A 23,999-nucleotide genomic window follows, 5' to 3' on the forward strand; every position below is an offset into this window, starting at 1 on the left:
GGACAACAATCGTCACAGGAAACCGGTACACGGCCTTGGAATTTCGCGCTCAGTGCCCACTCTCAGGCTACACACCAGTAAAAACCCGAGTCCTGGCTCGGCTCGCACTCTCCGCTCAACCACGAATTTAGGTCGCGCAACCTCTCTGATCTCAGAGCAGCAATCTCGAAGCCGTTCTCCTCCTCCTCCCTCCCTCCCTCGTTGGCTTCGAGGCGTTCTGCGGCCGCTTTTATGACCAAGGCCTGCGTCCACGCGACGCAGGCCTTTTTTCAGCCGCGTGTGAGGTGCGCCTGGACTATTTCAACCATCCTTTGCGGCGGAAGTAGATGAAGGGTGCCGCGACGGACAACAGCATCAGCACGAGGGCGAATGGGTAGCCCCAGCTCGACTCCAGTTCCGGCATATTCTTGAAGTTCATGCCGTAGATCGATGCGATCAGCGTCGGCGGCAGCAGGGCGACGCTGGCCACCGAGAAGATCTTGATGATCTTGTTCTGGTTGATGTTGATGAAGCCGACGGTCGCATCCATCAGGAAGTTGATCTTGTCGAAGAGGAAAGCGGTGTGTGAGTCGAGTGAGTCGATGTCACGCAGGATCTGGCGCGATTCCTCGAACTGCTCGGCGTTGAGCATGCGGCTGCGCATCATGAAGCTGACAGCACGGCGCGTGTCCATCACGTTGCGGCGGATGCGGCCGTTCAAGTCTTCCTCGCGCGCAATGGCCGACAGCACCTCGCCGGCGGCGGCGTCGGTCACGTCGCTCTTCAGCACGCGAACGCTGACGGCCTCAAGCTTGTCGTAGATGCCCTCCAGCACGTCCGCCGAGTACTCGGCGTCGGCGTCGTAGAGCTTGAGCAGCACGTCCTTGGCGTCCTCGATCAAGGCCGGAATGCGCCTCGCGCGCAGCCGCAGCAGGCGGAACACCGGCAGGTCCTCGTTGTGGATGGAGAACAGGATGTTGTTGAAGAGGATGAAGGCCACGCGCACATTGCGCGCCGACTTGCCGTCGGGGCCCTCGTCGCCCTCGATGAGGAAGTCGGAGCGGATGTGCAGCTCGCCGTTGTCTTCCTCGTAGAAGCGCGCCGATTCCTCCAGGTCCTCGTCGACGATGTCCTCGGGGATGGTCAGGCCGAAGCGGTCGCGGATCCAGCCCTTCTCCTCGGCGCTCGGGCTTTCCAGGTCGACCCAGACCGGGCGCGACTGGGCCAGGTCCTCGGCGGTTTCGATTTCTTCCTGGAACAGGCCRCCCTTGAGGCGCCCGTTGTCCAGCGTGAACACATTCAGCATGCATCGTCTCCTGGCAGCGCTGGCCAGACTGGCGGAGGACGACGGCGCAGCGCCGTCCGGGGTGGCGGGATTCAGGTCAACCGTCTCACTCCGGGCGGGGCCTCAGGAAGGCCGGCAGCGGGAGTGGACGGTCACCGAGGGTGATCGCTGTCCAAGAAGGGCTCCGTAGGGTGAATAGCCGCGGATTATTGCACCCGCTCAAGACGTGAAAGAAGCCGCGAAAACGAGGCCCTCCAGCCGACAAACGGTCACCGTCATCCCCTTGTCATGCCGCGGCTTCGCGAGCAAACTGGACTCGTCGATTTCCCCACTCCCACCCACCTCCGCTACCCGAAAGACCCTCCTCCTCCCTCCCCCTTCGTCTGTTTTTTCTCAGTTTTCTGGTTTGTTTTCCGACCCATTCCTCTGAAAGGAGGCTTTATGAATCTGACGATCAGTGGCCATCATCTCGAAGTCACGCCCGCTCTGCGCGAGTACGTACTCACCAAGCTGGACCGTGTGACCCGCCACTTCGACCAGGTCGTTGATATCAACGTCCTGCTGACCGTAGAGAAGCAAAAGGAGAAGGAACGCCGCCAGCGCGCCGAAGTGACCCTGCATGTGAAGGGCCGCGACATCTTTGTCGAGCAATCCCACGAGGATCTGTACGCCGCCATTGATCAATTGATGGACAAGCTGGATCGTCAGGTCTGCCGCCACAAGGACAAGGTGCAGGACCATCACCACGCCTCGGCCAAGCGCCTCGAGGTACCCGCACGCTGAAGCCCCTGGCTCATCTCGCGGCGGCCTGCGGGCCGCTTTTGTTTTTGCGATGCACAATCCATGGCTGCTCGCGGCAATCGGTTGTTGCTGCAGTGCCGCAAAAACCCGCATTCATGGGTGGTCAGAGGTGTTTTCCACGTCTCTAGGGGCTACCGCCCACCCCAAAACGACGCACGGTTCCATAATCTGTCGCTCTGATTGACCCACCAGCCCGGCACGGCCGCGCCTATCCGGCGCCCCCGATGCTTGGCCTCAACCCATGAACCGTCTCGCCGCCATCCTGCCTGCCGACAACGTGTTGGTGAACGTGGATGCGTCCAGCAAGAAACGCGCCTTTGAACATGCAGGCTTGCTGTTCGAAAACCACCACCAGATGGGCCGGGCGCTGGTCACCGACAACCTCTTCGCCCGCGAGCGTCTGGGCTCGACCGGCCTGGGACACGGCGTCGCCATCCCGCATGGCCGCGTCAAGGGCCTGAAGAACCCGCTGGCTGCGGTGCTGCGGCTGGCCCAGCCCATCGGCTTCGATGCGCCGGATGACGAACCCGTCGGGTTGCTGATCTTCCTGCTCGTGCCCGAAGCGGCCACGCAGCGTCATCTGGAGATCCTGTCCGAGATCGCCGAGATGCTGTCCGACCGCGAACTGCGCGAGCAGCTCAAGGCCGAGCCGGACGCCGCCACCCTGCACAAGCTGATTGCGGCCTGGGAGCCGCTGAAATCAGTCGCTTGATGCCGCTTTTCGACGCTTCGCGTAAACCCTTAGTTTGAAACCCACCTCGATCAGCGCGGAAAGGCTTTTCGAAGAGCACCGCGAGGCCTTGCGCTGGGAGTGGATCGCCGGCCACGCCCACCCGGAACGCCGCTTCGACGAAGCGGCCGTGCGCGATGCGCAGAGTGCGGCCGACCTGGTCGGCTACCTGAACTACATCCATCCCTACCGCGTCCAGATCGTCGGCCGTCGTGAGGTGGCCTATCTGAACCAGGAAGGCACCGACGTTCAGGACCGGCGCATTTCCCGCATCGTCACGCTGGAGCCGCCGGTCATCATCGTCGCCGACGACACCCTGCCGCCGCCGCGCCTCGTCGCCATGTGCGACCGGGCCGAAATTCCGCTGTTCCGCACCAACGAATCCGCCGGCCATGTCATCGACCTGGTGCGCGGCTACCTGTCCCAGCTGTTCGCCAACCGCACGACCCGCCACGGTGTCTTCATGGACATCCTGGGCCTGGGCGTGCTGCTGACCGGCGAATCGGGCCTGGGCAAGAGCGAACTCGGCCTGGAGCTGATCTCGCGCGGCCATGGCCTGGTCGCCGACGACGCGGTCGACTTCTTCCGCATCGCCCAGACCGCCATCGAAGGCCGCTGCCCGGAGCTGCTGCTCAATCTGCTGGAAGTACGAGGCATCGGCCTGCTCGACATCAAGTCCATCTTTGGCGAGACGGCGGTGCGCCGCAAGATGCGCCTCAAGCTCATCGTCCACCTGGTGCGCAAGGAGACGATGGAGCGCGACTTCGAGCGCCTGCCCTATGAGCCTCTGTATGAGGATGTGCTGGGCATGCCGGTGCGCAAGGTCGTCATCGCCGTGGACGCGGGCCGCAACTTGGCCGTGCTGGTGGAGGCCGCCGTGCGCAACACCATCCTGCAGCTGCGCGGTATCGACACCTACAAGGAGTTCGTCGAGCGCCACCAGCGCGCCATCGACAACGGCTCGATGGATTGAAGCCCCTCGCCCGAGGGGAGCGCTCAGCTGCGGTTCGGGCAGTCCGTCTTCAGGCAGGTCGCGTACAGCGCCAGCGAATGCTCCTGCAGCTGGAAGCCACGTTCGCCCGCGATGGCGTGCTGGCGCTCCTCGATGCCGGGGTCGAAGAACTCCTCGACCTTGCCGCAGTTCAGGCAAACGAGGTGGTCGTGGTGGCGGCCCTCGTTGAGCTCATAGACGGCCTTGCCGGTCTCGAAATGGTTGCGGCTCAACAGGCCCGCCTGCTCGAACTGCTGCAGCACGCGATAGACCGTCGCCAGGCCGATGTCGGCGCCCTCGCCAAGCAAAGCCTTGTAAACATCTTCAGCGGTCATGTGACGCTGCGCCGCGCGCTGGAAGATCTCGAGGATCTTGATGCGCGGCAGCGTCGCCTTGAGGCCGCTGTTCTTGATGTCGCTGGTCTGGTTCTTGGCGGAAGAGGGCATGGCGGGGAGCAAAGGAGGCCAGGGAGGGCCCCGCTAGAATCCGCCGATCATAGCCAGCCGGCCTGCCGGCCGGCGCTTCCCGTCCCCTTCCTGCCCCTTCAGCCAGCCGCCCGATGCGTCCCCTGCTTGCCTCTCTCCCGCTGCTTGCACTGCTCGGCGGCTGCTCCTACCTACCCACCTGGGATTCCCTGCCAAGCCTGCCGTCGGTCACCGGCGAAAAGGTGCTGGGCCTGCTGACGCCCTATCGCGTCGAGGTCGTGCAGGGCAATGTGCTGACCAAGGAGATGGTCGCCCGCGTCAAGCCCGGCATGCCCAAGGCGCAGGTGCGCGACCTGCTCGGCTCGCCGCTGCTGACAGACGTCTTCCACGAGGCGCGCTGGGACTATGTCTTCACGATCCGCCGCCAGGGTGCCGCGCCGCAGCAGCGCCTGGTTGTGGCCCTGTTCGACGGCGACAAGCTCAAGTCCCTGGATGTGCCCGACGACCTGCCGGCCGAGAACGACTTCGTGGCCGCCATCAACACCTTCAAGCCGAGCAGCAAGAACCCGAAGCTGGAATTGAGCGAGGCCGAGCGCGACGCCCTGCCCCCGCCCAAGAAGAGCACCGAGGCCGCGCCCACGGCCGCCGCCGAAGGCCCGGCGCCGGGCCGCACTTATCCGCCGCTGGACGCCAAGCCGGGTTCGGGCTCGTGATCAAGGTCGCAGTGATGGGCGCCTCCGGGCGCATGGGCAAGATGCTCATCGAGGCCGTCGAGGCGGCCGACGACTGCAGTCTGCACGTCACGCTGGATAGGGGCGACGACGTCCGCGCGGGCCTGGCCGGCGCCGACGTGATGATCGACTTCACCCGCCCCGAGGCGACGCTGGCTCATCTGGCTGTTTGCGCCGAACTGGGCGTCAAGGCCGTGGTCGGCACGACCGGCTTCGACGAAGCCCAGAAGGCCGAGATCGCCAGATTCGCCGAGCGCACCGCCGTCGTCTTCGCGCCCAACATGAGCGTTGGCGTCAACGTCGTGCTCAAGCTGCTGGACATGGCCGCCCGCGCGCTGAACGAGGGCTATGACATCGAGATCGTCGAGGCCCACCACCGCATGAAGGTGGATGCCCCCAGCGGCACGGCCCTGCAGATGGGCCAGGTCGTCGCCGACGCCCTGGGCCGCGACCTGAAGACTAGCGCCGTGTATGGCCGCGAAGGCGTCACGGGCGCGCGCGACCCGTCCACCATCGGCTTCGCCACCGTGCGTGGCGGTGACATCATCGGCGACCACACCGTCCTGTTCGCCGGCATCGGCGAGCGCATCGAGGTCAGCCACAAGGCCACCAACCGCGGCATCTATGCCCAGGGCAGCCTGCGCTGCGCGCGCTTTCTGGCCGGCGGCAAGAAGGCCGGCCTGTTCGGCATGAACGACGTCCTCGGATTCAACGGCTGATATGGGCGGCTTCGCGGACTTCTGGGCCCAAAGCGACCTGGTCGGTCGCGCGGTGGCGCTGCTGCTGCTGGCCATGTCGGTCAGCGCCTGGGCGCTGATCCTGTGGAAGGCCTGGCTGCTGCGCCGCGCCCGCCGCGGCCTCGTGCGCGCGGTGCCGGCCTTCTGGGGCGCGGCCGGTGTTGCTGAGGGCCGCAGTGCGCTGCTGAGCTTCGACACCGAAGGCCTGTTGCTGCCGCTGCTGGACGCCGCCACGGCCGAGACCCGCAGCGCCACGCTGGACGCCGCCGGCAAACGTGAATCCCGCCTGACCCGCCGCCTGCGCGACGCGCTGCATGCCGTGCTGGCCAAGCTCCAGTTCGGCCAGGTGCTGCTGGCCTCCGTTGGCGCGACGGCCCCCTTCGTGGGCCTGTTCGGCACCGTCTGGGGCATCTATCACGCGCTGGCCAGCATTTCCGCGGCCGGCAACATCACCATCGACAAGATCTCCGGGCCCGTCGGCGAGGCGCTGATCATGACGGCCGCCGGTCTGGCCGTGGCCATTCCTGCCGTGTTGGCCTACAACGTCTTCGGCAAGCTGGTTGCGGCCTGCGAGGCCGACCTCGAAGGTTTCGCGCACGACCTGCGCGAGTTGCTGGACCACGATTGATCATGAGCTTCGGGCGACTTGAAAGGCCTGACGCCGCTCGCCCGATGAGCGACATCAACATGACGCCGCTGATCGACGTCATGCTGGTGCTGCTGGTCATCTTCATGATCACTGCACCGCTGATGACCGCCTCGCTGCGCCTGGACCTGCCCAAGAGCGAAGCTGCGACGCCCAGCGACGCGCCGAGCTTCATCGCCGTGGCCATCACGCCGGACGGCAAGCTGCATCTGGGCGACGACGAGCTCGACGCCATGGCTTTTCAAAAGCGCATCGGCGAACTCGGCCGTGCCAACGCGCAGCTGGAAGTGCAGTTGCGCGCTGATCGCGCCGTGCCCTATGGCCAGGTCGCCGAACTGATCGGCTGGGTGCAGGCCGCGGGATTGAACCGCATCGCCTTCGTCGCCCAGGCCGCCGCTTCAGCACCGTGATCGAAGGGTCGCCAGAGGGGCGACCCATACAATTTGGCGTATGAACGCCAAGACCGAAGCGCCCAGCTACAACCCGAACGAGATCGAAGCCGCCGCCCGTGCCTACTGGACGGAGCGCGATGCCTACCGCGTAACCGAAGACGCGAGCAAGCCGCACTTCTACGCCTGCTCCATGCTGCCCTACCCGTCGGGCAAGCTGCACATGGGCCATGTGCGCAACTACACGATCAACGACATGCTGGCGCGCCAGCTGCGGATGAAGGGCTTCAATGTCCTGATGCCCATGGGCTGGGACGCCTTCGGCCTGCCGGCTGAAAACGCCGCGATGAAGGGCAAGGTGCCGCCCGCGCAGTGGACCTACTCCAACATCGCCCACATGAAGGGCCAGATGCAGGCCATGGGCCTGGCCATCGACTGGAGCCGCGAGGTCGCGACCTGCCAGCCCAGCTACTACAAGTGGAACCAATGGCTGTTCCTGAAGATGCTGGAAAAGGGCATCGCCGAGCGCCGCACTCAAGTTGTCAACTGGGACCCGGTGGACCAGACGGTGCTGGCCAACGAGCAGGTCATCGACGGCCGTGGCTGGCGCTCGGGCGCGCTGGTGGAAAAGCGTGAGATCCCGGGCTACTACCTGAAGATCACGCAGTACGCCGAGGAGCTGCTGTCGGCCGTGGCCGACCCCGCCGACCCCAACTACCTGAGCGGCTGGCCGGAGCGCGTGCGGCTGATGCAGGAGAACTGGATCGGCAAGAGCCAGGGAGTGCGTTTCGCCTTCCCGCACAGCATCGAAGGCGGCGGCGGGCGCCTGTGTGTGTTCACGACTCGCGCCGACACCATCATGGGCGTGACCTTCTGCGCCGTCGCGCCCGAGCATCCGCTCGCGACCGTTGCAGCCAAAGACAAGCCTGAGGTGGCCCGCTTCATCGAGGAATGCAAGGCCGGCGGAACCACCGAGGCCGAGCTGGCCACGCAGGACAAGAAGGGCGTGCCCACGGGCCTGTTCGTCACCCACCCCATCACCGGCGCGCAGGTCGAAGTCTGGGTTGGCAACTACGTGCTGATGAGCTACGGCGACGGCGCCGTCATGGGCGTGCCGGCGCACGATGAGCGCGACTTCGCGTTCGCGCTGAAGTACGGCCTGCCCATCAAGCAGGTCATCGACGTTGACGGCCAGGCCTACGACGACAAGAAGTGGGCCGAGTGGTACGGCGACAAGTCCAAGGCGCGCTGCATCAACTCCGGCGTGCTGGATGGCCTGGGCCACGTGGACGCCGTCAACAAGGTCGCCGAGCTGCTCGCCGAGAAGGGCCTGGGCGAGAAGAAAACCACCTGGCGCCTGCGCGACTGGGGCGTCAGCCGCCAGCGCTACTGGGGCACCCCCATCCCCATCATTCACTGTGAAACCTGCGGCGTCGTGCCGGTGCCGGAGAAGGACCTGCCCGTCGTGCTGCCCGACGACCTGATTCCCGACGGCAGCGGCAACCCGCTGAACAAGCACGCGGCCTTCCTGAACGTCGGCTGCCCGAGCTGCGGCAAGCCGGCCCAGCGCGAGACGGACACGATGGACACCTTCGTCGATTCGTCCTGGTACTTCATGCGCTACTGCGACCCGATCAACGACCAGGCCATGGTCGCGGACGGCACCAAGTACTGGATGCCGATGAACCAGTACATCGGCGGCATCGAGCACGCCATCCTGCACCTGCTGTATGCGCGCTTCTGGACCAAGGCGATGCGCGACCTCGGCCTGGTGACGATCAGCGAGCCGTTCGAGAAGCTGCTGACCCAGGGCATGGTCTTGAAGGGCGCGTTCTTCCACAAGCCCGAGGGTGGCGGCAAGGACTACTACTGGGACCACGAGATCGACGTCATCCACGACGACAAGGGCGGCATCGCCGGCGCCAAGCTGAAGAAGGACGGCACGCCGCTCGAGTACGAGATGACGACCATGTCCAAGTCCAAGAACAACGGCGTGGACCCGCAGGCGCTGATCGACCAGTACGGCGCCGACACGGCCCGCCTGTTCGTCATGTTCGCCAGCCCGCCCGAGCAGACGCTGGAGTGGAACGACGCGGCCGTCGAAGGTGCGCACCGCTTCCTGAAGCGTGTGTGGAACTTCGGCGCGCGCAATGTCGACGCGATCAAGTCAGGCGGCCAGGACTTCGCCGCGCTGAACGGCGACGGCAAGGCGCTGCGCCGCGAGGTGCACAACGTGCTCAAGCAGGTCAGCTACGACTACGAGCGCATGCAGTACAACACCGTCGTCTCCGGCGCGATGAAGCTGCTGAACGCGCTGGAAGGCTTCAAGGCCGAAGGCCAGGCGGCTGCAGTGCGCGACGGCTTCTCGGTGCTGCTGCGCGTGCTTTACCCCGCCACGCCGCACATCGCCCATCAGCTCTGGCAAGACCTCGGCTTTGCCGCCGAACTCGGCGACTTGCTCGACGCACCCTGGCCCACAGTCGATGAGGCGGCCCTGGTCCAGGACGAGATCGAGCTGATGTTGCAGGTCAACGGCAAGCTGCGCGGCGCAGTCAAGGTGCCGGCCTCAGCCGACAAGGCGGCCATTGAAGCTGCGGCGCTCGCGACCGAGGAGTTCGCCAAGTTCGCCGAGGGCAAGGCCCCGAAGAAGGTCGTCATCGTGCCTGGCCGCCTCGTCAACATCGTCGTCTGATGGACCGCCGCATCGCTCTGTTCAGCCTCGCAGCCCTCGCCGGCTGCGGCTTCGAGTTGCGCCACGAGCCCGTGCTCTCCTTCCAGACCCTGGCGCTGACCGGCTTCCCGCCGGAATCGCCGCTGGCCGCCGGCCTCAAGCGCCAGATCAAGCGCACGCCGGTGCAACTGCTGGACGACCCGGCTCGCGCCCAGGTCGTGCTGGAAGCCACCCGCGAGTTCCGCGACCGCACCGTCGTCGCGTCCACCAGCGTCGGCCAGGTGCGTGAGTTCCAGCTGCGCCTGCAGTTCGACTACCTGATCCGCACGGCGGCGGGCGAGCTGCTGGTGCCCAAGGTGGAGCTGCGCCTGGCCCGCGACATGACCTACACCGAGACCTGGGCGCTGGCCAAGGAGCAGGAGGCTGCCAACCTGTACGGCGCGATGCACTCCGACGCGATAGCGCAAGTCATGCGCCGCCTCGCCGCCGTGAAGCTCCAAGGCTAATGCAACTGCGCGCCGAGGGCCTCAGCGCCCACCTTGCCAAGGGCCTGGCCCGCATCTACACCGTGCACGGCGACGAGCCGCTGCTCGCCCAGGAGGCGGCGGACCAGATCCGCGCCGCCGCCCGCGCCAATGGCTTCGGCGAGCGGCAGATCTTCATCGTCAGCGGTGCCTATTTCGACTGGGCACCGGTGCTGGCCGCCGCGCAGGCCATGAGCCTGTTCTCCGAGCGCCAGTTCATCGAGATCCGCATCCCCAGCGGCAAGCCCGGCAAGGAGGGCTCCGAGGCCCTGCAGCGCTATGCCCAGGCCGCGCCCGACGACGTGCTGACCCTGGTCACGCTGCCGCGGCTGGACAAGACCCAGCTCTCCAGCGCCTGGTTCATGGCGCTGGACGGCAACGGCGCGTCCATCCGCGTCGAACCCGTGGAGCGACGCCTGCTGCCCGCCTGGCTGGCCCAACGCCTGCGCGCGCAGGGGCAGTCGGTGCCCGAGGGCGAGGATGGGCAGAAAGCCCTGGCCTTCTTCGCCGACCGCGTCGAGGGCAATCTGCTCGCAGCCCACCAGGAGTTGCAAAAGCTCGCCCTGCTGCACCCCAAGGGCGAGCTGACGCTGGAGCAGATCGAGGCGGCCGTGCTGGACGTGGCGCGCTTCGACGTCTTCAAGCTCAGCGAGGCCGTGCTGTCGGGCGCTGTTCCGCGCATGCTGCGCATGCTGGACGGCCTGGAGGCCGAGGGCGAGGCCGCCGTGCTGGTGCACTGGACGCTGGCTGAGGACGCGCGGGCTTTGGCCCGCGTGCGCGCCGCGCTGGACGCCGGCAAGCCGCTGCCATTGGCGCTGCGCGAGGCGCGCGTCTGGGGCGCCAAGGAGCGTCTCATTGAACRCATCGCGCCGCGGCTGGACGCCGCCCAGGCGGGCACCCTCGTGCAGGCTGCCCAGATCTGCGATGGCCTCGTCAAAGGCCTGCGCCACCCCGACTGGCCCAGCGACCCCTGGGCCGCGCTGCGCCGCCTGGCCCTGATGCTTGGCGAGGCCGCCAGCGGAAAAACTGGGGCAGTTCTGGCTGCCCGTTGACCCCGATTGGGCTATCGTCGGGGCGGTAAACCTGCCGTCATGCCGCCGTCTCTTCACAAACTCGTCCCTACTGCTCTTGCGCTGAGTTCGCTGGCGGCCCACGCCGTGCCCGTCACGGTGCAGTTGCACGGGCCAGGCGGCCAGCCGCTGGCCGGCGCCGCGGTGGCCATCGAGGTCAAGGGCCGCACTGGCAAGACCAGCACCACCAAGGCCGAGATGGGCCAGCGCGACCGCCAGTTCACACCCGAGCTCCTCGTCGTGCAGACGGGCACGGCCGTCAGTTTCCCGAACTTCGACGCCGTGCGGCATCACGTCTACTCGTTCTCGCCCATCAAGGTCATCGACATCAAGCTCTACTCGGGCACGCCGGCCGAGCCCATCGTGTTCGACAAGCCGGGGGTCGCCACGCTGGGCTGCAACATCCACGACCGCATGAGCGCCCACATCGTCGTGGTGGACACGCCGACCTTCGGGCGCACCGATGACAAGGGCCAGGTGGCGTTTGACCTGCCGGTGGGCGAGCACGTCGCCAAGGCCTGGCATGGCGGCCAGAAGTCAACCAACCTGCAAAGCGTCAAGCTCGAAGTGCCGGCGGGCGGGGGYCCCGTGGCCCTCACGCTCGCCGAGTAACGCCACCGCAATGCGCTGGCCAGCCTGGCTGAACCTGCGCCGCCTCGAGGGGCGCATCGTCGCCCTCTTCCTGGCGCTGCTGCTGGTCGTGCAGCTGGTCAGCTTCGGCGCCATCCACGCCAGCATCACGCACAACGCCGAGGATTCCCTCGCCAGCGAGCTGCAGACCGGCGAACGCGTGCTGCGCCGCCTGCTCGACCAACGCGCCGGCAAGCTGCGCGACGCGGCCGAGCTGCTGGCCAAGGACTATGGCTTTCGCAGCACCGTCGGCCTGTCGCTGGCCGAGGCCGGCACCGTAGAGACCATCAAGGACGCGCTCGTCAATCAGGGCGAACGCGTCGGCGCCTCGGTCGTCGCCTACTTCGATGACCAGCAGCACCTCGTTGCCGCCACCCGCGACGGCGCGGCCGGTTTCGGCGCCGCGCTGGGCCAGCTCGTGCACAGCAAGGATGGCGCGGCCCTGGCCGTGCAGGGCAGCAAGGTCTACCAGGTGGTCGCCGTGCAGGTGCGCACGCCGGCACCGGTGGGCTGGGTGTTGATGGCCTTTGCGCTGGACCGCGAGGTGCTGGACGATCTCAAGGCGCTGTCGGAGCTGCAAGGCGTCGTGCTGCTGCAAGGTCCGACCAAGCAGTGGCAGACCACCGTCGACAACCTCGATGGCAGCGCAGTCAACGCCTTGCGCGCTACGCTGGGTCAGGCGGCTCCAGCCGACGGCATCGTTGAGCTGGCCGGCGRACGCATGCGTGCCCTCTTCGTGCCCCTGATCGGTGGCGATCAAGCCCTTGGCGTGCTGCTGTTGCGGTCGCTGGACGCGGCCCTGGCGCCCTATCAGCAGTTGCAGCTCGTCCTGCTCGGCCTGACCGTGCTGGGCGTCGTCGTCTTCGCCCTCGTCAGCGTGCTGCTGGCACGCGGCATCAGCAATCCCATCACGGCCCTGTCGGCCTCGGCGCGCCGGCTGGAGCGCGGCGACTACGACACGCCCGTGCCGTCGACCTCGCGGCTGGAGGAGGTGCACAAGCTGGCCCTGGCGCTGGAGAGCATGCGTGAGGGCATCCGCCGCCGCGATGCCCTCGTCAACAACCTGGCCTACGTCGACCCGCTGACGCTGCTGCCCAACCGCGCGCGTTTCGCCGAATTCCTGCAGCACCACCTGACCCACAGCAACACGCCGGGTGCCGTGCTGATGCTGGACCTGGACCGCTTCAAGCACGTCAATGACGTGCTCGGCCACGAGGTGGGCGACCGCCTGCTGCAGTCGGTCGCCGAGCGCCTGCAGGCGTTGTGCGCGCCAGCGCATTCGGTGCTCGCGCGGCTGTCGGGCGACGAGTTCGCCGTGCTGCTGGCGCACACGGACGCCCATGCCGCCAGCGAGGCGGCGCTGGCCATCCTGAAGGACTTCGAGCGTCCGCTGCAGATCGACAACGAGACCATCGACCTCGGCGCCGGCATCGGCATCGCCCTCTTCCCCGCGCATGGCCGTGAGGTCAACCTGCTGCTGGGCCGCGCCGAGCTGGCCATGTATGCGGCCAAGGCCCGCCAGTGCGGCAGCCTGATCTACCACGCCCAGCTGGACGCCGGCAGCCAGGAGTCGCTGTCCCTGTTGACCGAGCTCCGCCACGCCGTCGAGAAAGATGAACTGCGCCTGTACCTGCAGCCCAAGATCGACCTGCAGCAGGGCAAGATTCTCGGCGCCGAGGCCCTGGTGCGCTGGCAGCACCCGACGCGCGGCCTGGTACCGCCGATGCAGTTCATTCCTTTTGCCGAGCAGACGGGCTTCATCCGCCTGCTCAGCGCCTGGGTGCTGTCCAACGCGGCCAGGTTCGCGCGCCAGGCCGCGGACGCGGGCCTGACGCTGCGGCTGTCGGTCAACCTGTCCACGCGCGACCTGATGGACCAGGACCTACCGGCCAAGATCGAGGCCATGCTGGCGCCGCTGCAGGTGTCGGCCGACTCGCTGTGCCTGGAGATCACCGAGAGCACCATCATGGACGACCCCGAGCGGGCCCTGTCCACACTGGAGCATCTGCATGCGATGGGCTTCAAGCTGTCCATCGACGACTTCGGCACCGGCTATTCGTCGCTGGCCTACCTGAAGCGCCTGCCGGTGGATGAGCTCAAGATCGACAAGAGCTTCGTCATGGCCATGGAGCGTGACCTCGACGACGCGCGCATCGTGCGCTCGACGATCGAGCTGGCGCACAACCTCGGCCTCACCGTCGTCGCCGAGGGGTTGGAGACGCTCAAGGCCTGGGCCATGCTGGCCCGCCTGGGCTGCGACGAAGGCCAGGGCTACTTCATCAGCAAGCCCATGCCGCAGGAGCAGTTCATCGCCTGGGCCAAGAGCTGGCAGCCGCCGGACATCTCGGTCGTCACGGCCGAGAGCCTGATGGCCAAGCTCGGCTAGTTGTCCCGGTCTTCCAGCGCTTCACACAGCGCCGTCAAACCCGCCGTCACCGTCTGCAAGCGCACCGCATGGCGGTCGCCGCTGAAGTTCTCGCGCCAGACCTGGGCCGGCCGCCCCGCATGCACCAGGGCCAGCCAAACGGTGCCGACCGGCTTGGCCTCGCTGCCGCCCGTCGGCCCGGCCACGCCGGTGACGGCCAGTGCCCAATCGATGGGCGCGTGCGCCAGCAGGCCACGCGCCATGTGTTCGGCCACCTCGGCGCTGACGGCGCCGTGCAGCGCGATCAGGCCCTTGGGCACGCCCAGCAGTTCGGCCTTGGCCTCGTTGCTGTAGCTGACGACGCCGCGCTCGAACCACGCGCTGGAGCCGCTCAGGCTGGTGCAGGCGGCGGCGATGAGGCCGCCGGTGCAGCTCTCCGCCGTGCCGATGCGCTCGCGCCGCTGGATCAGCGCCACGGCGATGCGGTCGATCAGTTCAAGGTCGTCGGCAAACATGCTTACCCCATCACAAAGCGGTAGAGCGCGATGACRGCGAGCGTACAGCCGGCCGCGACGAAATCGTCGAACAGGATGCCGAAGCCCTGCGCCCAGGTGACCGCGGCGCCGCGCTCGCCCTTGAAAAGCCGGTCGGCCCAGCCTACCGGCCCGGGCTTGGCGGCGTCGAAGAAGCGGAACAGGCCGAAGGCAATGAGCTGGCCCAGCCAGCCCACCGGCGCGATCAGCCACAGGATGAGCCAGAAGGCCAGCACCTCGTCCCAGACGATGGAGCCGGGGTCCGGCGTGTTCATGTCGCGCGCCGTGCGCGTGCAGGCCCACCAGCCCACCAGCGTGCCGATGCCGATCAGCAAGCCCCAGGCCAGCTCGCTCATCCACGGCGAGATGACCCAGAACACCAGCCAGGCCCAAAGGGTGCCGACGGTACCGGGCGCTTTGGGGCTCAGGCCGCTGCCGAAGCCCAGGGCGATCCAGCGCGCCGGGTGGCGCAGCATGAAGGCCGGCGTCGGACGGATCGGTGCGCCGCTCATGACTTGAAGTGGTCGAAGGAGCGCAGGCCGTGCTCAACCACTGCGCCGCGCGCGTCGACAACGCGCAACCCGGGCTCGGCTTCGATGACGCCGATGCGCGTCAATGCCACGCCCACATCGGGCAGCCGCGCACCGGCTGGCGCGGTGAAGACCAGTTCGTAGTCGTCGCCGCCCGCCAGCAGGCATTCCTGCTGCACGGCGGCCGCCTGCGCAGCCAGCACCTCGCTGCGGGGCAGCGCATCGACGTCCAGACGCGCGCCAACGCGGGAAGCCGCCAGGATGTGGCCCAGATCGCCGAGCAGCCCGTCTGACACGTCGATGGCCGCCGTCGCGATGCCGCGCAGCGCCTGGCCCAGTGCGACGCGCGGCGTTGGCAGCTCCATCGCGGCACGCACTTCCTCGAAGCCGGCGCCATCCACGGCCACAGTGCCACGGAACACCTCCAGCGCCAGCCGCGCATCACCGAGCCGCCCCGACACCCAGATCTCGTCACCCACTTGCGCGCCGCCGCGCAGCAAGGCCCGCCCCGGCGGCGCCTCGCCGAAGACGGTGATGCAGAGATTCAACGGCCCCTGCGTTGTGTCGCCGCCGATCAGCGGGCAGGCATGGGCGTCGGCCAGAGCCAACAGGCCGCGCGAGAAACCGGACAGCCAGGCTTCGTCAACGCGCGGCAGGGCCAGGGCCAAAGTGAAGCCTCGCGGCGTCGCACCGCAGGCGGCCAGGTCGCTCAGGTTGACGGCCAGCGCCTTGTGGCCGAGGCGCACCGGATCGACCGTCGACAGGAAGTGCCGGCCCTCGACCAGCATGTCACTGGAAACCAGCCAGCGCGCACCCGGCGTGGGCACGAGCACGGCGCAGTCGTCGCCCACGCCCACCTCGACGCCAGCCACCGCGGGGCGCTGGAAGTAGCRCCGGATCAGATCGAATTCGCCCATGGTCACGATTAGACCTTGTGGACATCCACAGCGCCCGGCGCGCCCTTGGGTGGCATGATTCCAGCCCCGTCGGCACCTTGTGATCCCGCCATGTCCAGCTCCGAAGAAAAACGCGCCCAACTCCGCCAGGCCGCTCTCGAGTACCACGAGTTCCCGACGCCGGGCAAGATCGCCATCGCGGCGACCAAGCAGCTCGTCAATCAGCACGACCTGGCTCTGGCCTACTCGCCGGGCGTGGCTGCGGCCTGCGAAGAGATCGTCGCGGACCCGGCCAATGCCTTCCGCTACACCTCGCGCGGCAACCTGGTCGCCGTCGTCTCCAACGGCACGGCCGTGCTGGGCCTAGGCAATATCGGGCCGCTGGCGTCCAAGCCCGTCATGGAGGGCAAGGGCGTCCTGTTCAAGAAGTTCGCCGGCATCGACGTGTTTGACCTCGAGGTGGCCGAAAACGACCTCGACAAGCTGGTCGACTGCATCGCCGCGCTGGAGCCCACCTTCGGCGGCATCAACCTCGAAGACATCAAGGCGCCGGACTGCTTCTATGTCGAGCGCAAGCTGCGCGAGCGCATGAAGATCCCCGTSTTYCACGACGACCAGCATGGCACCGCCATCRTCGTCGGCGCGGCCTTCCTGAACGGCCTCAAGGTCGTCGGCAAGGACATCAAGCAGGTCAAGCTCGTCACGTCGGGCGCAGGCGCGGCGGCGCTTGCCTGCCTGGGCCTGCTCGTCAAGCTCGGGCTGCCGCGCGAGAACATCTGGGTGACCGACCTGGCCGGCGTCGTCTACGAGGGGCGCACCGAGCTGATGGACCCGGACAAGGCCGTCTTCGCGCAGCCGACCTCGCAGCGCAGCCTGCGCGAGGCGATTGCCGGCGCCGACGTCTTCCTGGGCCTGTCGGCCGGCGGCGTGCTGAAGGCCGACATGGTCGCGACCATGGCCGCGCAACCGCTGATCTTCGCGCTGGCCAATCCGACGCCGGAAATCCTGCCGGAAGAAGTCCAGGCCGTGCGCGGCGACGCCATCATGGCCACGGGCCGCACGGACTACCCCAACCAGGTCAACAACGTCCTGTGCTTCCCCTACATCTTCCGCGGCGCACTGGACTCGGGCGCGACGACGATCAACGTCGAGATGGAGATCGCCGCGGTGCACGCCATTGCTGATCTTGCCCAGGCCGAGCAGAGCGAGGTGGTGGCCGCAGCCTATGTGGGCGCGACGCTGAGCTTTGGCGCGGAGTACCTGATTCCCAAGCCCTTCGATCCACGGCTGATGATGCGCATCGCGCCGGCCGTCGCCAAGGCGGCTGCCGACTCCGGCGTCGCGGCGCGGCCCATCCAGGACTGGGACGCCTACCGCGAGAAGCTGCAGAGCTTCGTCTACGCCTCGGGCAACACGATGAAGCCCATCTTCACCGCGGCCAAGCGGGCGCCCAACAAGCGCGTTGCCTACGCCGAGGGTGAGGAGGAGCGCGTGTTGCGCGCCGCACAGGTCGTCGTCGACGAAGGCCTGGCGCGCCCGACGCTGGTGGGCCGCCCGCAGGTCATCGCCGAGCGCTGCGAGCGCTTCGGCCTGCGCCTGCAGCAGGGCCGCGACTATGACGTCGTCAACGTCGAGCACGACGACCGCTACCGCGACTACTGGCAGACCTACCTGCAGATGACCGAGCGCAAGGGCGTCACCCAGCAGCTTGCCAAGATCGAGATGCGCCGCCGGCTGACGCTGATCAGCTCCATGCTGCTGCACAAGGGCGAGGTCGATGGTCTGCTCTGCGGCACCTGGGGCACGACTGCCACGCACCTGCAGTACATCGACCAGGTCATCGGCAAGCGCGCCGGCGTGAAGACCTATGCCTGCATGAACGGGCTGATCCTGCCGGGCCGCCAGGTCATGCTGGTGGACACCCACGTCAACTACGACCCGACCGCCGAGCAGCTTGCCGAGATCACCGTCATGGCCGCCCAGGAGATGTGCCGCTTCGGCCTGACGCCGAAGGCCGCCCTGCTGTCGCACAGCAACTTCGGCACCAGCGACAAGCCGTCGGCCGTAAAGATGCGCGACACGCTGGCGCTGCTGCGGCAGCTCGCGCCGTGGCTGGAGGTCGACGGCGAGATGCATGGCGATACCGCGCTAGACGCCCCCTACCGCAAGCAGATCATGCCCACCAGCCCGCTGACGGGCGAGGCCAACCTGCTGGTGCTGCCCAATATCGACGCCGCCAACATCTCCTACAACCTGCTGAAGACGGCCGCCGGCGGCGGCATCGCCATCGGGCCGGTGCTGCTCGGCGCGGCCAAGCCGGTGCACATCCTGACGCCTTCGGCGACCGTGCGCCGTATCGTCAACATGACGGCCCTGACCGTCGCCGACGCGAACGCGGCACGCGCCTGAACCTGGCACCGGCTCCAAGGGGGAACAGGGCAAAAGCGCCCGGACTCCCCCAATTGACAGAAGTTTTCACGACCCAAAACTGCGTCATGCAGCTGTCATGCTGCGAGTGAAATCAATCACTTAGACGCGCGTGAGTGCTGGCTCACATGACCCTATTCCAGACTCCGGCGCCCGCGCCGAGCTTGAGCTTTTGGGGTCGCTTCGGTACCATTACGGTTTCTCGTTCAGGGTTAACCCGTGTTTTTGCTCTCGTGGCTGGCGCGCTCCGGCGCCTCGGCGGTCACCACCGCCCTGCTGCTTTCCGGCTTGGCCGGAGGCGCGCAAGCCAAGGAAGCCGTCGGCGATAAGCCCCCCACCGCAACGCCCGCTCTGGCTGAAATTTCGCTGAGCGAGCTGCCCGCCCAGGCCCAGGAAACGCACCGGCTCGTTCTCGCCGGTGGCCCGTTTCCTTATGCCAAGGACGGCGTGGTGTTCGGCAATCGCGAGCGTCTGCTGCCCCGCAAGGCTCGCGGCTTCTATCGCGAATACACGGTCAAGACCCCTGGCGCCCGCAACCGCGGTGCCCGCCGCCTTATCTGCGGTGGCACGCCGCCGACGGCGCCCGAGATTTGTTATTACACCGGCGATCACTATGCCAGCTTCAAGCGCGTTCGCGCCCAAGCGGCCCGGTGAAGTCGAGGGTTCAGCAGTTTTGTGACTTGAAAGGAGGAACGCGACCATGCTTTTGCAGACCGTCCGTCCCAATATCGTGCAGGCCATACGGGCCTACAGGGTCGAGGACTTGATGCAGGCCGCCCAAGAAGCGGGCCAGCATTTCCTGTACGCCAACCTGTCGGAGGCGCAGTCCAAGCAGGACGTGCTCGATGGCATCGCGCAGGCCTTCCTGTTTCCAGCGCATTTCGGCAAGAACCTGGACGCCCTGCATGACTGCATGACCGACCTCGTCCACAAGTCCGGCTCCCAGCCAGGCTTTGTCGTGGTGCTGGAGCAGTTGCCCGACAACGTGCGATTCGACCGCGAGGCGAGAGAGCAATTGCTCGATGTCTTCCGAGACACGGCCGACTATTGGGCCGACAGGAAGATAGCGTTCAGGTGCTTCTATTCTTTTCAGTAGCCCGCTCCCAAGATAACGGGTCATGGGAGCGGGCTACTGAAGTGGCCCCGGTTATTGAAAAGCCTGCGCCGAAAAGCGCCAAGGCGACGGTTGGCAACCCCAACTTCGGCATGAACATGCCGATGATGTGCAGTGCCTTCGATACCTCGATGTGGCTCAGCGCAGCTTGAAGCGCTGAACTATCTAAAGCAGAACGGGACCCTCGGGTCCCGTTTTCATTTCTGCTGCGGCACTTCGAGCGCCAGCGCGACGAATTCGTCGACCGGCACCTCCTCGGCGCGACGCTGCAGGTCGAAGTGGCCCGAGAAACCACGCTCGGCCAGCCAATGGCCCAGGCTGTGGCGCAGCAGCTTGCGGCGCTGCGAGAAGGCGCTGGTGACAAGGGCCCCCAGCAGGGCCGGGTCTACCGCCGGCGGCTGGCTGAGCGGCTGCATGCGCACGATGGCCGAGTTCACGCGCGGCGGCGGGTCGAAGGCCTCGGGCGGCACTTCCAGCACCGATTCAATGTCGTAGCGCCACTGCAGCATCACGCTGAGGCGCCCATAGTCCTTGCGGCCCGGTGCGGCGGCCATGCGGTCCACCACTTCCTTCTGCAGCATGAAGTGCTGGTCGACGACGTCGTCCACCGCATCCAGCAGGTGAAAGAGGATGGGCGTGGAGATGTTGTAGGGCAGGTTGCCGACCACGCGCAGCTTGGCGCCCTTGGTGGCAGCCAGCGCCTTGAAGTCGACCTTGAGCACGTCCGACTCGATGACCTCGACGTCGTCGCGCTTGCGCAGGCGCGCAGCCAGGTCGCGGTCCAGTTCGATGACGGTCAGCGGCTTGTGTCGCGCCAGCAGCGGCAGCGTCATCGCGCCCAGGCCAGGGCCGATCTCGACCAGGGTCTCGCCCGGCTGCGGATCGATCAGGTCGACGATGGCCTCGATCAGCGCCTTGTCGGTCAGGAAATGCTGCCCGAAGCGCTTGCGGGGGATGTGGGAACTCAGTCGAGCCACTCGCGCACTTCAACAAACGCCTTCGCCCGCAGATCCTTGACCCACTCCTGATAGGCCTCGTCGTATTTCTGCTCGCGCAGTGCGCCGCGGGCCTGGTCGCGCAGCTGCTTCATCTCGACATCGACCGTGCGGCGCTCCAGCACCTGGATCAGGTGCACGCCGAAGCGCGACACGACCGGTCCCGAGATGCCGTTCAGCGGCAGCACGTTCATCGCTTCCTCGAATTCCGGCACAAAACCGCCGGCAGCCATCCAGCCCAGGTCACCGCCTTCGGGGGCGCTGCCGTCCTCGGAATTGGCGCGGGCGAGTTGCTCGAACTTGGCCGAACCGGTCTCGATCTGGCGCTTGAATTCGGCCAGGCGGCGGGCCGCGACTTCGGCCGTCAGCTGTGCCGAGGGGCGCAGCAGGATGTGCCGGGCATGGGTCTGCACGGCCTGCGTCAGGGATGCGCCACCTTGGCGCTCGATGACCTTGAGGACGTGAAAGCCCGCGCCGGTGCGCAGCAGCTGAGGCGCGACCTCGCCGCTCTTCAGCCCCTTGACGGCATTGACGAACACGTCGGGCAGCCGATCGGCCAGGCGCAGGCCGATCTCGCCGCCGCGCGCCTTGTTGCTGTCTTCGGACACCTCGCGGGCGACGCGGGCGAAGTCCTCACCGCCCTTGATGCGCGCCAGGGCGCCTTCAGCACGGGCGCGGCGTTCGGTGACGACGCTTTCCGGCGCGCCATCGGGCACCGGCACGAGCACCTGGGCGAGGTTGACCATGCCGCCGCTGGCGAGTTCATTGCGCTTCTTGTCGAGGTAGGCGTCGATCTCGGCGTCCGTCACCTTGATGCGTCCCTGCACTTCGCGCTCGCGCACGCGCTCCGTCATCATCTGGTCGCGCAGGTTCTCGCGAAAGCTCTTGTAGTCGGTGCCGTCGGCCTTCAGGCGATCGCGCAGCTGCGCCATCGTCAGCTTGTTCTGCGCGGCGACGTTGGCCACCACGCGGTCCAGCTCGGCCTCGTCGATCTTCTGGCCGGTCTCGCGGGCGTAGGTGACGAGGACGCGATCCTCGATGAGGGCCTCCAGCGCCTGCTTGCGCAGGCCGGCCGTCTCGGGCATGACCTCGCCCTTCTGGCGGGCTTCCTGGCGCAGGCGTTCGGTACGCTGGATGACCTCACTGGCGGCGACGACGTCCTGGTTGACGACGGCGGCGATGTAGTCCCCCGGCTGCAGCGTGGGCGTCTGGGCCTGGGCCTGGAAAGCGGCCAAGGCCAGCGTCACGGCAAGAAAGAGGGGAGCTAGGCGATAGATCATGGTTGGAAATCTGAACTCGGTGAGCGGTCGGAGCTCAGCCTTCGGTAACCGGGCACATTGTCCTTCAAGACTTTGAGGGCGTTCGAACCGAGCTGTGACAGGCCGACGAGCTCCAGTTGCAGCATCAGCCGCGTGTTCGTTTCGGCGCGGCCGGTGGACAGCCGCTCGACGCCCCAGCGCAGCACCCAGCAACCGGCGTCGTACTCGAAGCCCATGACCGAATCAGTCAGGCGCCGGTCGCGCAGCGAGTACTGCACGCGGCCGGCGCTGTACCAGGCGCCGCCGCAGGCCTTGCTGTCGGCACCGCGTGAGGTGACAGGGGTACCGTAGATCGGCCATTGCCAGGCCAGTTCGACCTGCTCGCTCTGCCCCCGCGCCAGCCGATAGGCGACGCTGACGGTCTTGTAGGGCCCGGGCGAATAGCGCCCGCGCAGCACCGATCGCACCGAACGGTTGGTCTCGGGGTTGAACTCCAGCGTGCCGTCGGCCCACCACTTCTCGTCCAGGTGGGCGGCGGCAGCCAGCAGCAGATCGGAGAAGCGCTGCGTGACAGGCTGGCCGTCGGGTGTGATCTTCTGATCGCGGAACAGGAAGCGCTGCACGGCTCCCAGGCGCAGGATCTCCTCGCCCGTGTTGGTGCCGATCCAGCGGCTGGTCACGCCCGCACTCAGTGCATGCAGGTCCGACACCCGGTCCACGCCCGAGAAGGGGTTGTCGGTGTAGATGGAGTCGAAGTTGAAGTCCTTGGCCGCCGCGTCGAAGTTGGGCAGGTTGGCCTGGTCGCGGAAGGGCGTGTTGACGTAGAGCAGCCGCGGCTCGAGGCTTTGCCGGTAGTCGCGGCCGAACAGCGTCGTGTCGCGCTCGAAGACCCAGCCGTGGTCGATGCTCAGCGTCGGAATGACCCGGCCCATGCGCCGACGGCCGTCGGACTGGGCCTGGTCGAGATCGTAGGCGGCCGCATTGAACGAGGCTCGCGGGATGAACCACCAGGCCTCGCCACCCAGCGGTGCGCTGACGTGGCCCAGGGCATGCACGCGCTGCCCGCCACGCGGCTGACCGGCCAGCGCCGAGCCCGGCAGGTCGAAACGGTTGTACTCCAGCTCCAGCCCGCCCTCCAGCCTTGCCTTGCGGCCCCAGGGGCGAAAACTGTCGAGCACCGCCTCATCGGCCGCCGTCGTCACGCGAACGCCGACCTGCGGGCTGCGCTGGAACGGCGAATCGAACTGCGAGGGGACGTCGGTGCCCTGCAAAGCCTGCCAGCGCTGCACGCGGGCATAGGTGTCGATGACGCCCCAGGACAGCTCGCGTTGGCGGTTCAGCGTGAAGTCATTGGCCAGCAGGCGCGGCGTCTGGCTCTCGACGCGGCGCGACATGTCCTTCCAGTAATCGTCATCGGACACGCGCTCGCTCTTGAGCCGGTAGCGCCAGTCGCCAAACACATTGCCGTCGTTGTTGAGCTTGAGGCTCCAGCGCGAACGCCCGAAGACGCGGTCGCCGGGCAGCAGGTCGACGTTGATGCGCCCGGCATGGTCAGGCTCGAGGTAGCGGAACTCGCTGTCCAGGCCCACGCCGCGCTTGCTCATGATGAAAGGCGTGAAGGTCGCATCGCGCTGCGGCGCGATGTTCCAGTAATAGGGCACGCCGAACTCGAGGCCGCTGCGGTTGTCCAGGAACAGATTCGGCGGCAGCCAGCCCGACTTGCGCGCCGAGCTGAGCGGGAAGCTCAGGGAGGGTGCCGCCAGCAGCGGCATGCCCAGGAAGCGCAGCACTGCGCCGTCGGCCTGGCCTTCGTTGGCGGCCAGGTCCATGCGCAGCTGCTTGGCCGTGATCTGCCAGGCCGGCTCCTGGCCCTCCACGGCGGGGCAGCTGGTGTAGCTGCCCTCGGTGGCGCTCATGTGCTCGCTGTCCTGGAATTTCAGCACCTTGGCCTTGCCGGCGCCGCCCGTGGCCGCGAGGAAGAAGCGGGGGGTCAGGAACTCGCCCTCGAAGCGGCTCACATAGAGCTGCAGCAGCGGGCCGGAGAAGACATTGCCGTTGTGGTTGATGCGCACCTGGCCTTCAGCCCGGGCAAGGTCGTCCACGACGCTGTAGTCCAGCTTGTCGGCGTTCAGCACCAGCTCGCCGTAGCGCAGCTCGACATCGCCCAGGCCCTCAGCCTTCTGATCCAGCTGGGCCGAGACCTTGTTGGCGCTGATGACCAGGGCCGGCTTGGCACCGGTCTTGGACGCCGGCCCGAGCACGCGGCTGCCG

At 67.1% G+C, this 23,999-nt stretch carries 23 protein-coding genes; 15 read left to right on the forward strand and 8 right to left on the reverse strand.

The genetic code is table 11. The features are described from left to right. Positions 1-295: 295 nt before the first annotated feature. The gene (corA, locus tag AC1DU6_RS03010; RefSeq protein WP_056200057.1) at positions 296-1,285 is read right to left on the reverse strand and encodes a magnesium/cobalt transporter CorA; all 990 of its coding nucleotides are present in this window, start codon (positions 1,283-1,285) and stop codon (positions 296-298) included. Positions 1,286-1,705: 420 nt separating this feature from the next. On the opposite strand from corA, the gene hpf reads away from it, so the two are divergent. The 3 genes from hpf (at position 1,706) to hprK (ending at position 3,768) form a co-directional block, all read left to right on the forward strand. Beyond that, complete coding sequence (gene hpf / locus AC1DU6_RS03015; RefSeq protein ID WP_056200061.1) at positions 1,706-2,047, forward strand: ribosome hibernation-promoting factor, HPF/YfiA family; 342 nt, start codon at positions 1,706-1,708, stop codon at positions 2,045-2,047. 259 nt (positions 2,048-2,306) lie between these two features. Then, complete coding sequence (locus AC1DU6_RS03020) at positions 2,307-2,777, forward strand: PTS sugar transporter subunit IIA (protein ID WP_056200063.1); 471 nt, start codon at positions 2,307-2,309, stop codon at positions 2,775-2,777. Positions 2,778-2,811: 34 nt separating this feature from the next. Continuing rightward, on the forward strand, positions 2,812-3,768 hold the full coding sequence (gene hprK / locus AC1DU6_RS03025; RefSeq protein WP_057298638.1) for an HPr(Ser) kinase/phosphatase: 957 nt from the start codon (positions 2,812-2,814) through the stop codon (positions 3,766-3,768). A gap of 23 nt (positions 3,769-3,791) precedes the next feature. Here the strand turns inward: hprK and fur are convergent, their stop codons facing one another. Continuing rightward, the gene (gene fur / locus AC1DU6_RS03030) at positions 3,792-4,232 is read right to left on the reverse strand and encodes a ferric iron uptake transcriptional regulator (protein ID WP_477856048.1); all 441 of its coding nucleotides are present in this window, start codon (positions 4,230-4,232) and stop codon (positions 3,792-3,794) included. Positions 4,233-4,345: 113 nt separating this feature from the next. Here fur and AC1DU6_RS03035 point away from each other — a divergent pair, with 113 nt between their 5' ends. Genes AC1DU6_RS03035 through AC1DU6_RS03075 form a run of 9 tightly spaced genes read left to right on the forward strand, consistent with a single transcriptional unit; the run spans position 4,346 to position 13,995 of the window. Further along, complete coding sequence (locus AC1DU6_RS03035) at positions 4,346-4,924, forward strand: outer membrane protein assembly factor BamE (RefSeq protein WP_457321221.1); 579 nt, start codon at positions 4,346-4,348, stop codon at positions 4,922-4,924. Further along, positions 4,921-5,661 (forward strand): 4-hydroxy-tetrahydrodipicolinate reductase, encoded by a 741-nt coding sequence (gene dapB, locus AC1DU6_RS03040; RefSeq protein ID WP_268795276.1) that lies wholly within the window; start codon positions 4,921-4,923, stop codon positions 5,659-5,661. The genes AC1DU6_RS03035 and dapB overlap by 4 nt, the downstream gene beginning before the upstream one ends. A 1-nt stretch (position 5,662) precedes the next feature. Next, entirely contained in the window at positions 5,663-6,307 is a 645-nt protein-coding gene (locus AC1DU6_RS03045) for a MotA/TolQ/ExbB proton channel family protein (RefSeq protein WP_056200074.1), read from the forward strand. Between the two features lie 2 nt (positions 6,308-6,309). Next, positions 6,310-6,735, forward strand: coding sequence for an ExbD/TolR family protein (locus AC1DU6_RS03050; protein ID WP_457321217.1), 426 nt, complete (start codon positions 6,310-6,312; stop codon positions 6,733-6,735). A 40-nt stretch (positions 6,736-6,775) separates the two neighbouring features. Continuing rightward, on the forward strand, positions 6,776-9,406 hold the full coding sequence (gene leuS / locus AC1DU6_RS03055) for a leucine--tRNA ligase (protein WP_477856049.1): 2,631 nt from the start codon (positions 6,776-6,778) through the stop codon (positions 9,404-9,406). Then, positions 9,406-9,891, forward strand: a complete 486-nt coding sequence (locus AC1DU6_RS03060; protein ID WP_457321213.1) for an LPS-assembly lipoprotein LptE — start codon at positions 9,406-9,408, stop codon at positions 9,889-9,891. The genes leuS and AC1DU6_RS03060 overlap by 1 nt, the downstream gene beginning before the upstream one ends. Next, positions 9,891-10,961: a DNA polymerase III subunit delta gene (holA, locus tag AC1DU6_RS03065; protein ID WP_477856050.1), complete on the forward strand. Its 1,071-nt coding sequence runs from the start codon at positions 9,891-9,893 to the stop codon at positions 10,959-10,961. Before AC1DU6_RS03060 ends, holA begins: the two co-directional genes overlap by 1 nt. Positions 10,962-11,000: 39 nt before the next feature. Continuing rightward, complete coding sequence (locus tag AC1DU6_RS03070) at positions 11,001-11,591, forward strand: methylamine utilization protein (RefSeq protein WP_457321209.1); 591 nt, start codon at positions 11,001-11,003, stop codon at positions 11,589-11,591. A 10-nt stretch (positions 11,592-11,601) separates the two neighbouring features. Next, the gene (locus AC1DU6_RS03075; RefSeq protein WP_477856051.1) at positions 11,602-13,995 is read left to right on the forward strand and encodes a bifunctional diguanylate cyclase/phosphodiesterase; all 2,394 of its coding nucleotides are present in this window, start codon (positions 11,602-11,604) and stop codon (positions 13,993-13,995) included. Here AC1DU6_RS03075 and AC1DU6_RS03080 read toward each other — a convergent pair. Genes AC1DU6_RS03080 through thiL form a run of 3 tightly spaced genes read right to left on the reverse strand, consistent with a single transcriptional unit; the run spans position 13,992 to position 15,954 of the window. Then, positions 13,992-14,489, reverse strand: a complete 498-nt coding sequence (locus tag AC1DU6_RS03080) for a CinA family protein (RefSeq protein ID WP_056200091.1) — start codon at positions 14,487-14,489, stop codon at positions 13,992-13,994. The two genes, AC1DU6_RS03075 and AC1DU6_RS03080, sit on opposite strands and share 4 nt — an antisense overlap. 2 nt (positions 14,490-14,491) lie before the next feature. Beyond that, positions 14,492-15,019: a phosphatidylglycerophosphatase A family protein gene (locus AC1DU6_RS03085; RefSeq protein ID WP_457321205.1), complete on the reverse strand. Its 528-nt coding sequence runs from the start codon at positions 15,017-15,019 to the stop codon at positions 14,492-14,494. Continuing rightward, on the reverse strand, positions 15,016-15,954 hold the full coding sequence (gene thiL / locus AC1DU6_RS03090; protein ID WP_477856052.1) for a thiamine-phosphate kinase: 939 nt from the start codon (positions 15,952-15,954) through the stop codon (positions 15,016-15,018). The genes AC1DU6_RS03085 and thiL overlap by 4 nt, the downstream gene beginning before the upstream one ends. Positions 15,955-16,044: 90 nt before the next feature. On the opposite strand from thiL, the gene AC1DU6_RS03095 reads away from it, so the two are divergent. From AC1DU6_RS03095 to AC1DU6_RS03105, 3 genes are all read left to right on the forward strand, one after another. After that, entirely contained in the window at positions 16,045-18,342 is a 2,298-nt protein-coding gene (locus AC1DU6_RS03095; protein ID WP_477856053.1) for an NADP-dependent malic enzyme, read from the forward strand. A gap of 243 nt (positions 18,343-18,585) precedes the next feature. Continuing rightward, a complete protein-coding gene (locus tag AC1DU6_RS03100) occupies positions 18,586-19,014 on the forward strand; it encodes a guanyl-specific ribonuclease (RefSeq protein ID WP_457321200.1) in 429 nt (142 codons plus the stop codon). Positions 19,015-19,060: 46 nt separating this feature from the next. After that, positions 19,061-19,456, forward strand: a complete 396-nt coding sequence (locus AC1DU6_RS03105; RefSeq protein WP_056200105.1) for a barstar family protein — start codon at positions 19,061-19,063, stop codon at positions 19,454-19,456. A 215-nt stretch (positions 19,457-19,671) separates the two neighbouring features. Here AC1DU6_RS03105 and rsmA read toward each other — a convergent pair whose 3' ends face one another. From rsmA to AC1DU6_RS03120, 3 genes are all read right to left on the reverse strand, one after another. Then, positions 19,672-20,451: a 16S rRNA (adenine(1518)-N(6)/adenine(1519)-N(6))-dimethyltransferase RsmA gene (rsmA, locus tag AC1DU6_RS03110; protein ID WP_477856054.1), complete on the reverse strand. Its 780-nt coding sequence runs from the start codon at positions 20,449-20,451 to the stop codon at positions 19,672-19,674. Next, entirely contained in the window at positions 20,439-21,749 is a 1,311-nt protein-coding gene (locus AC1DU6_RS03115) for a peptidylprolyl isomerase (RefSeq protein ID WP_477856055.1), read from the reverse strand. Before AC1DU6_RS03115 ends, rsmA begins: the two co-directional genes overlap by 13 nt. Then, positions 21,746-23,999, reverse strand: a 2,254-nt coding sequence (locus AC1DU6_RS03120; RefSeq protein WP_477856056.1) for an LPS-assembly protein LptD, incomplete at its 5' end; no start/stop codon positions are given. The genes AC1DU6_RS03120 and AC1DU6_RS03115, both read right to left, overlap by 4 nt.

This window comes from Roseateles sp. P5_B10, from assembly GCF_056400485.1.

What these genes read in the sequence shown, in the direction of transcription:
- AC1DU6_RS03050 (WP_457321217.1), top strand. Translation starts at nt 6,310, where the DNA reads ATGAGCTTCGGGCGACTTGAAAGGCCTGACGCCGCTCGCCCGATGAGC.
- AC1DU6_RS03115 (WP_477856055.1), bottom strand. Translation starts at nt 21,749, where the DNA reads ATGATCTATCGCCTAGCTCCCCTCTTTCTTGCCGTGACGCTGGCCTTG.
- fur (WP_477856048.1), bottom strand. Translation starts at nt 4,232, where the DNA reads ATGCCCTCTTCCGCCAAGAACCAGACCAGCGACATCAAGAACAGCGGC.
- AC1DU6_RS03080 (WP_056200091.1), bottom strand. Translation starts at nt 14,489, where the DNA reads ATGTTTGCCGACGACCTTGAACTGATCGACCGCATCGCCGTGGCGCTG.
- AC1DU6_RS03035 (WP_457321221.1), top strand. Translation starts at nt 4,346, where the DNA reads ATGCGTCCCCTGCTTGCCTCTCTCCCGCTGCTTGCACTGCTCGGCGGC.
- AC1DU6_RS03045 (WP_056200074.1), top strand. Translation starts at nt 5,663, where the DNA reads ATGGGCGGCTTCGCGGACTTCTGGGCCCAAAGCGACCTGGTCGGTCGC.
- AC1DU6_RS03060 (WP_457321213.1), top strand. Translation starts at nt 9,406, where the DNA reads ATGGACCGCCGCATCGCTCTGTTCAGCCTCGCAGCCCTCGCCGGCTGC.
- AC1DU6_RS03020 (WP_056200063.1), top strand. Translation starts at nt 2,307, where the DNA reads ATGAACCGTCTCGCCGCCATCCTGCCTGCCGACAACGTGTTGGTGAAC.
- AC1DU6_RS03105 (WP_056200105.1), top strand. Translation starts at nt 19,061, where the DNA reads ATGCTTTTGCAGACCGTCCGTCCCAATATCGTGCAGGCCATACGGGCC.
- leuS (WP_477856049.1), top strand. Translation starts at nt 6,776, where the DNA reads ATGAACGCCAAGACCGAAGCGCCCAGCTACAACCCGAACGAGATCGAA.
- hpf (WP_056200061.1), top strand. Translation starts at nt 1,706, where the DNA reads ATGAATCTGACGATCAGTGGCCATCATCTCGAAGTCACGCCCGCTCTG.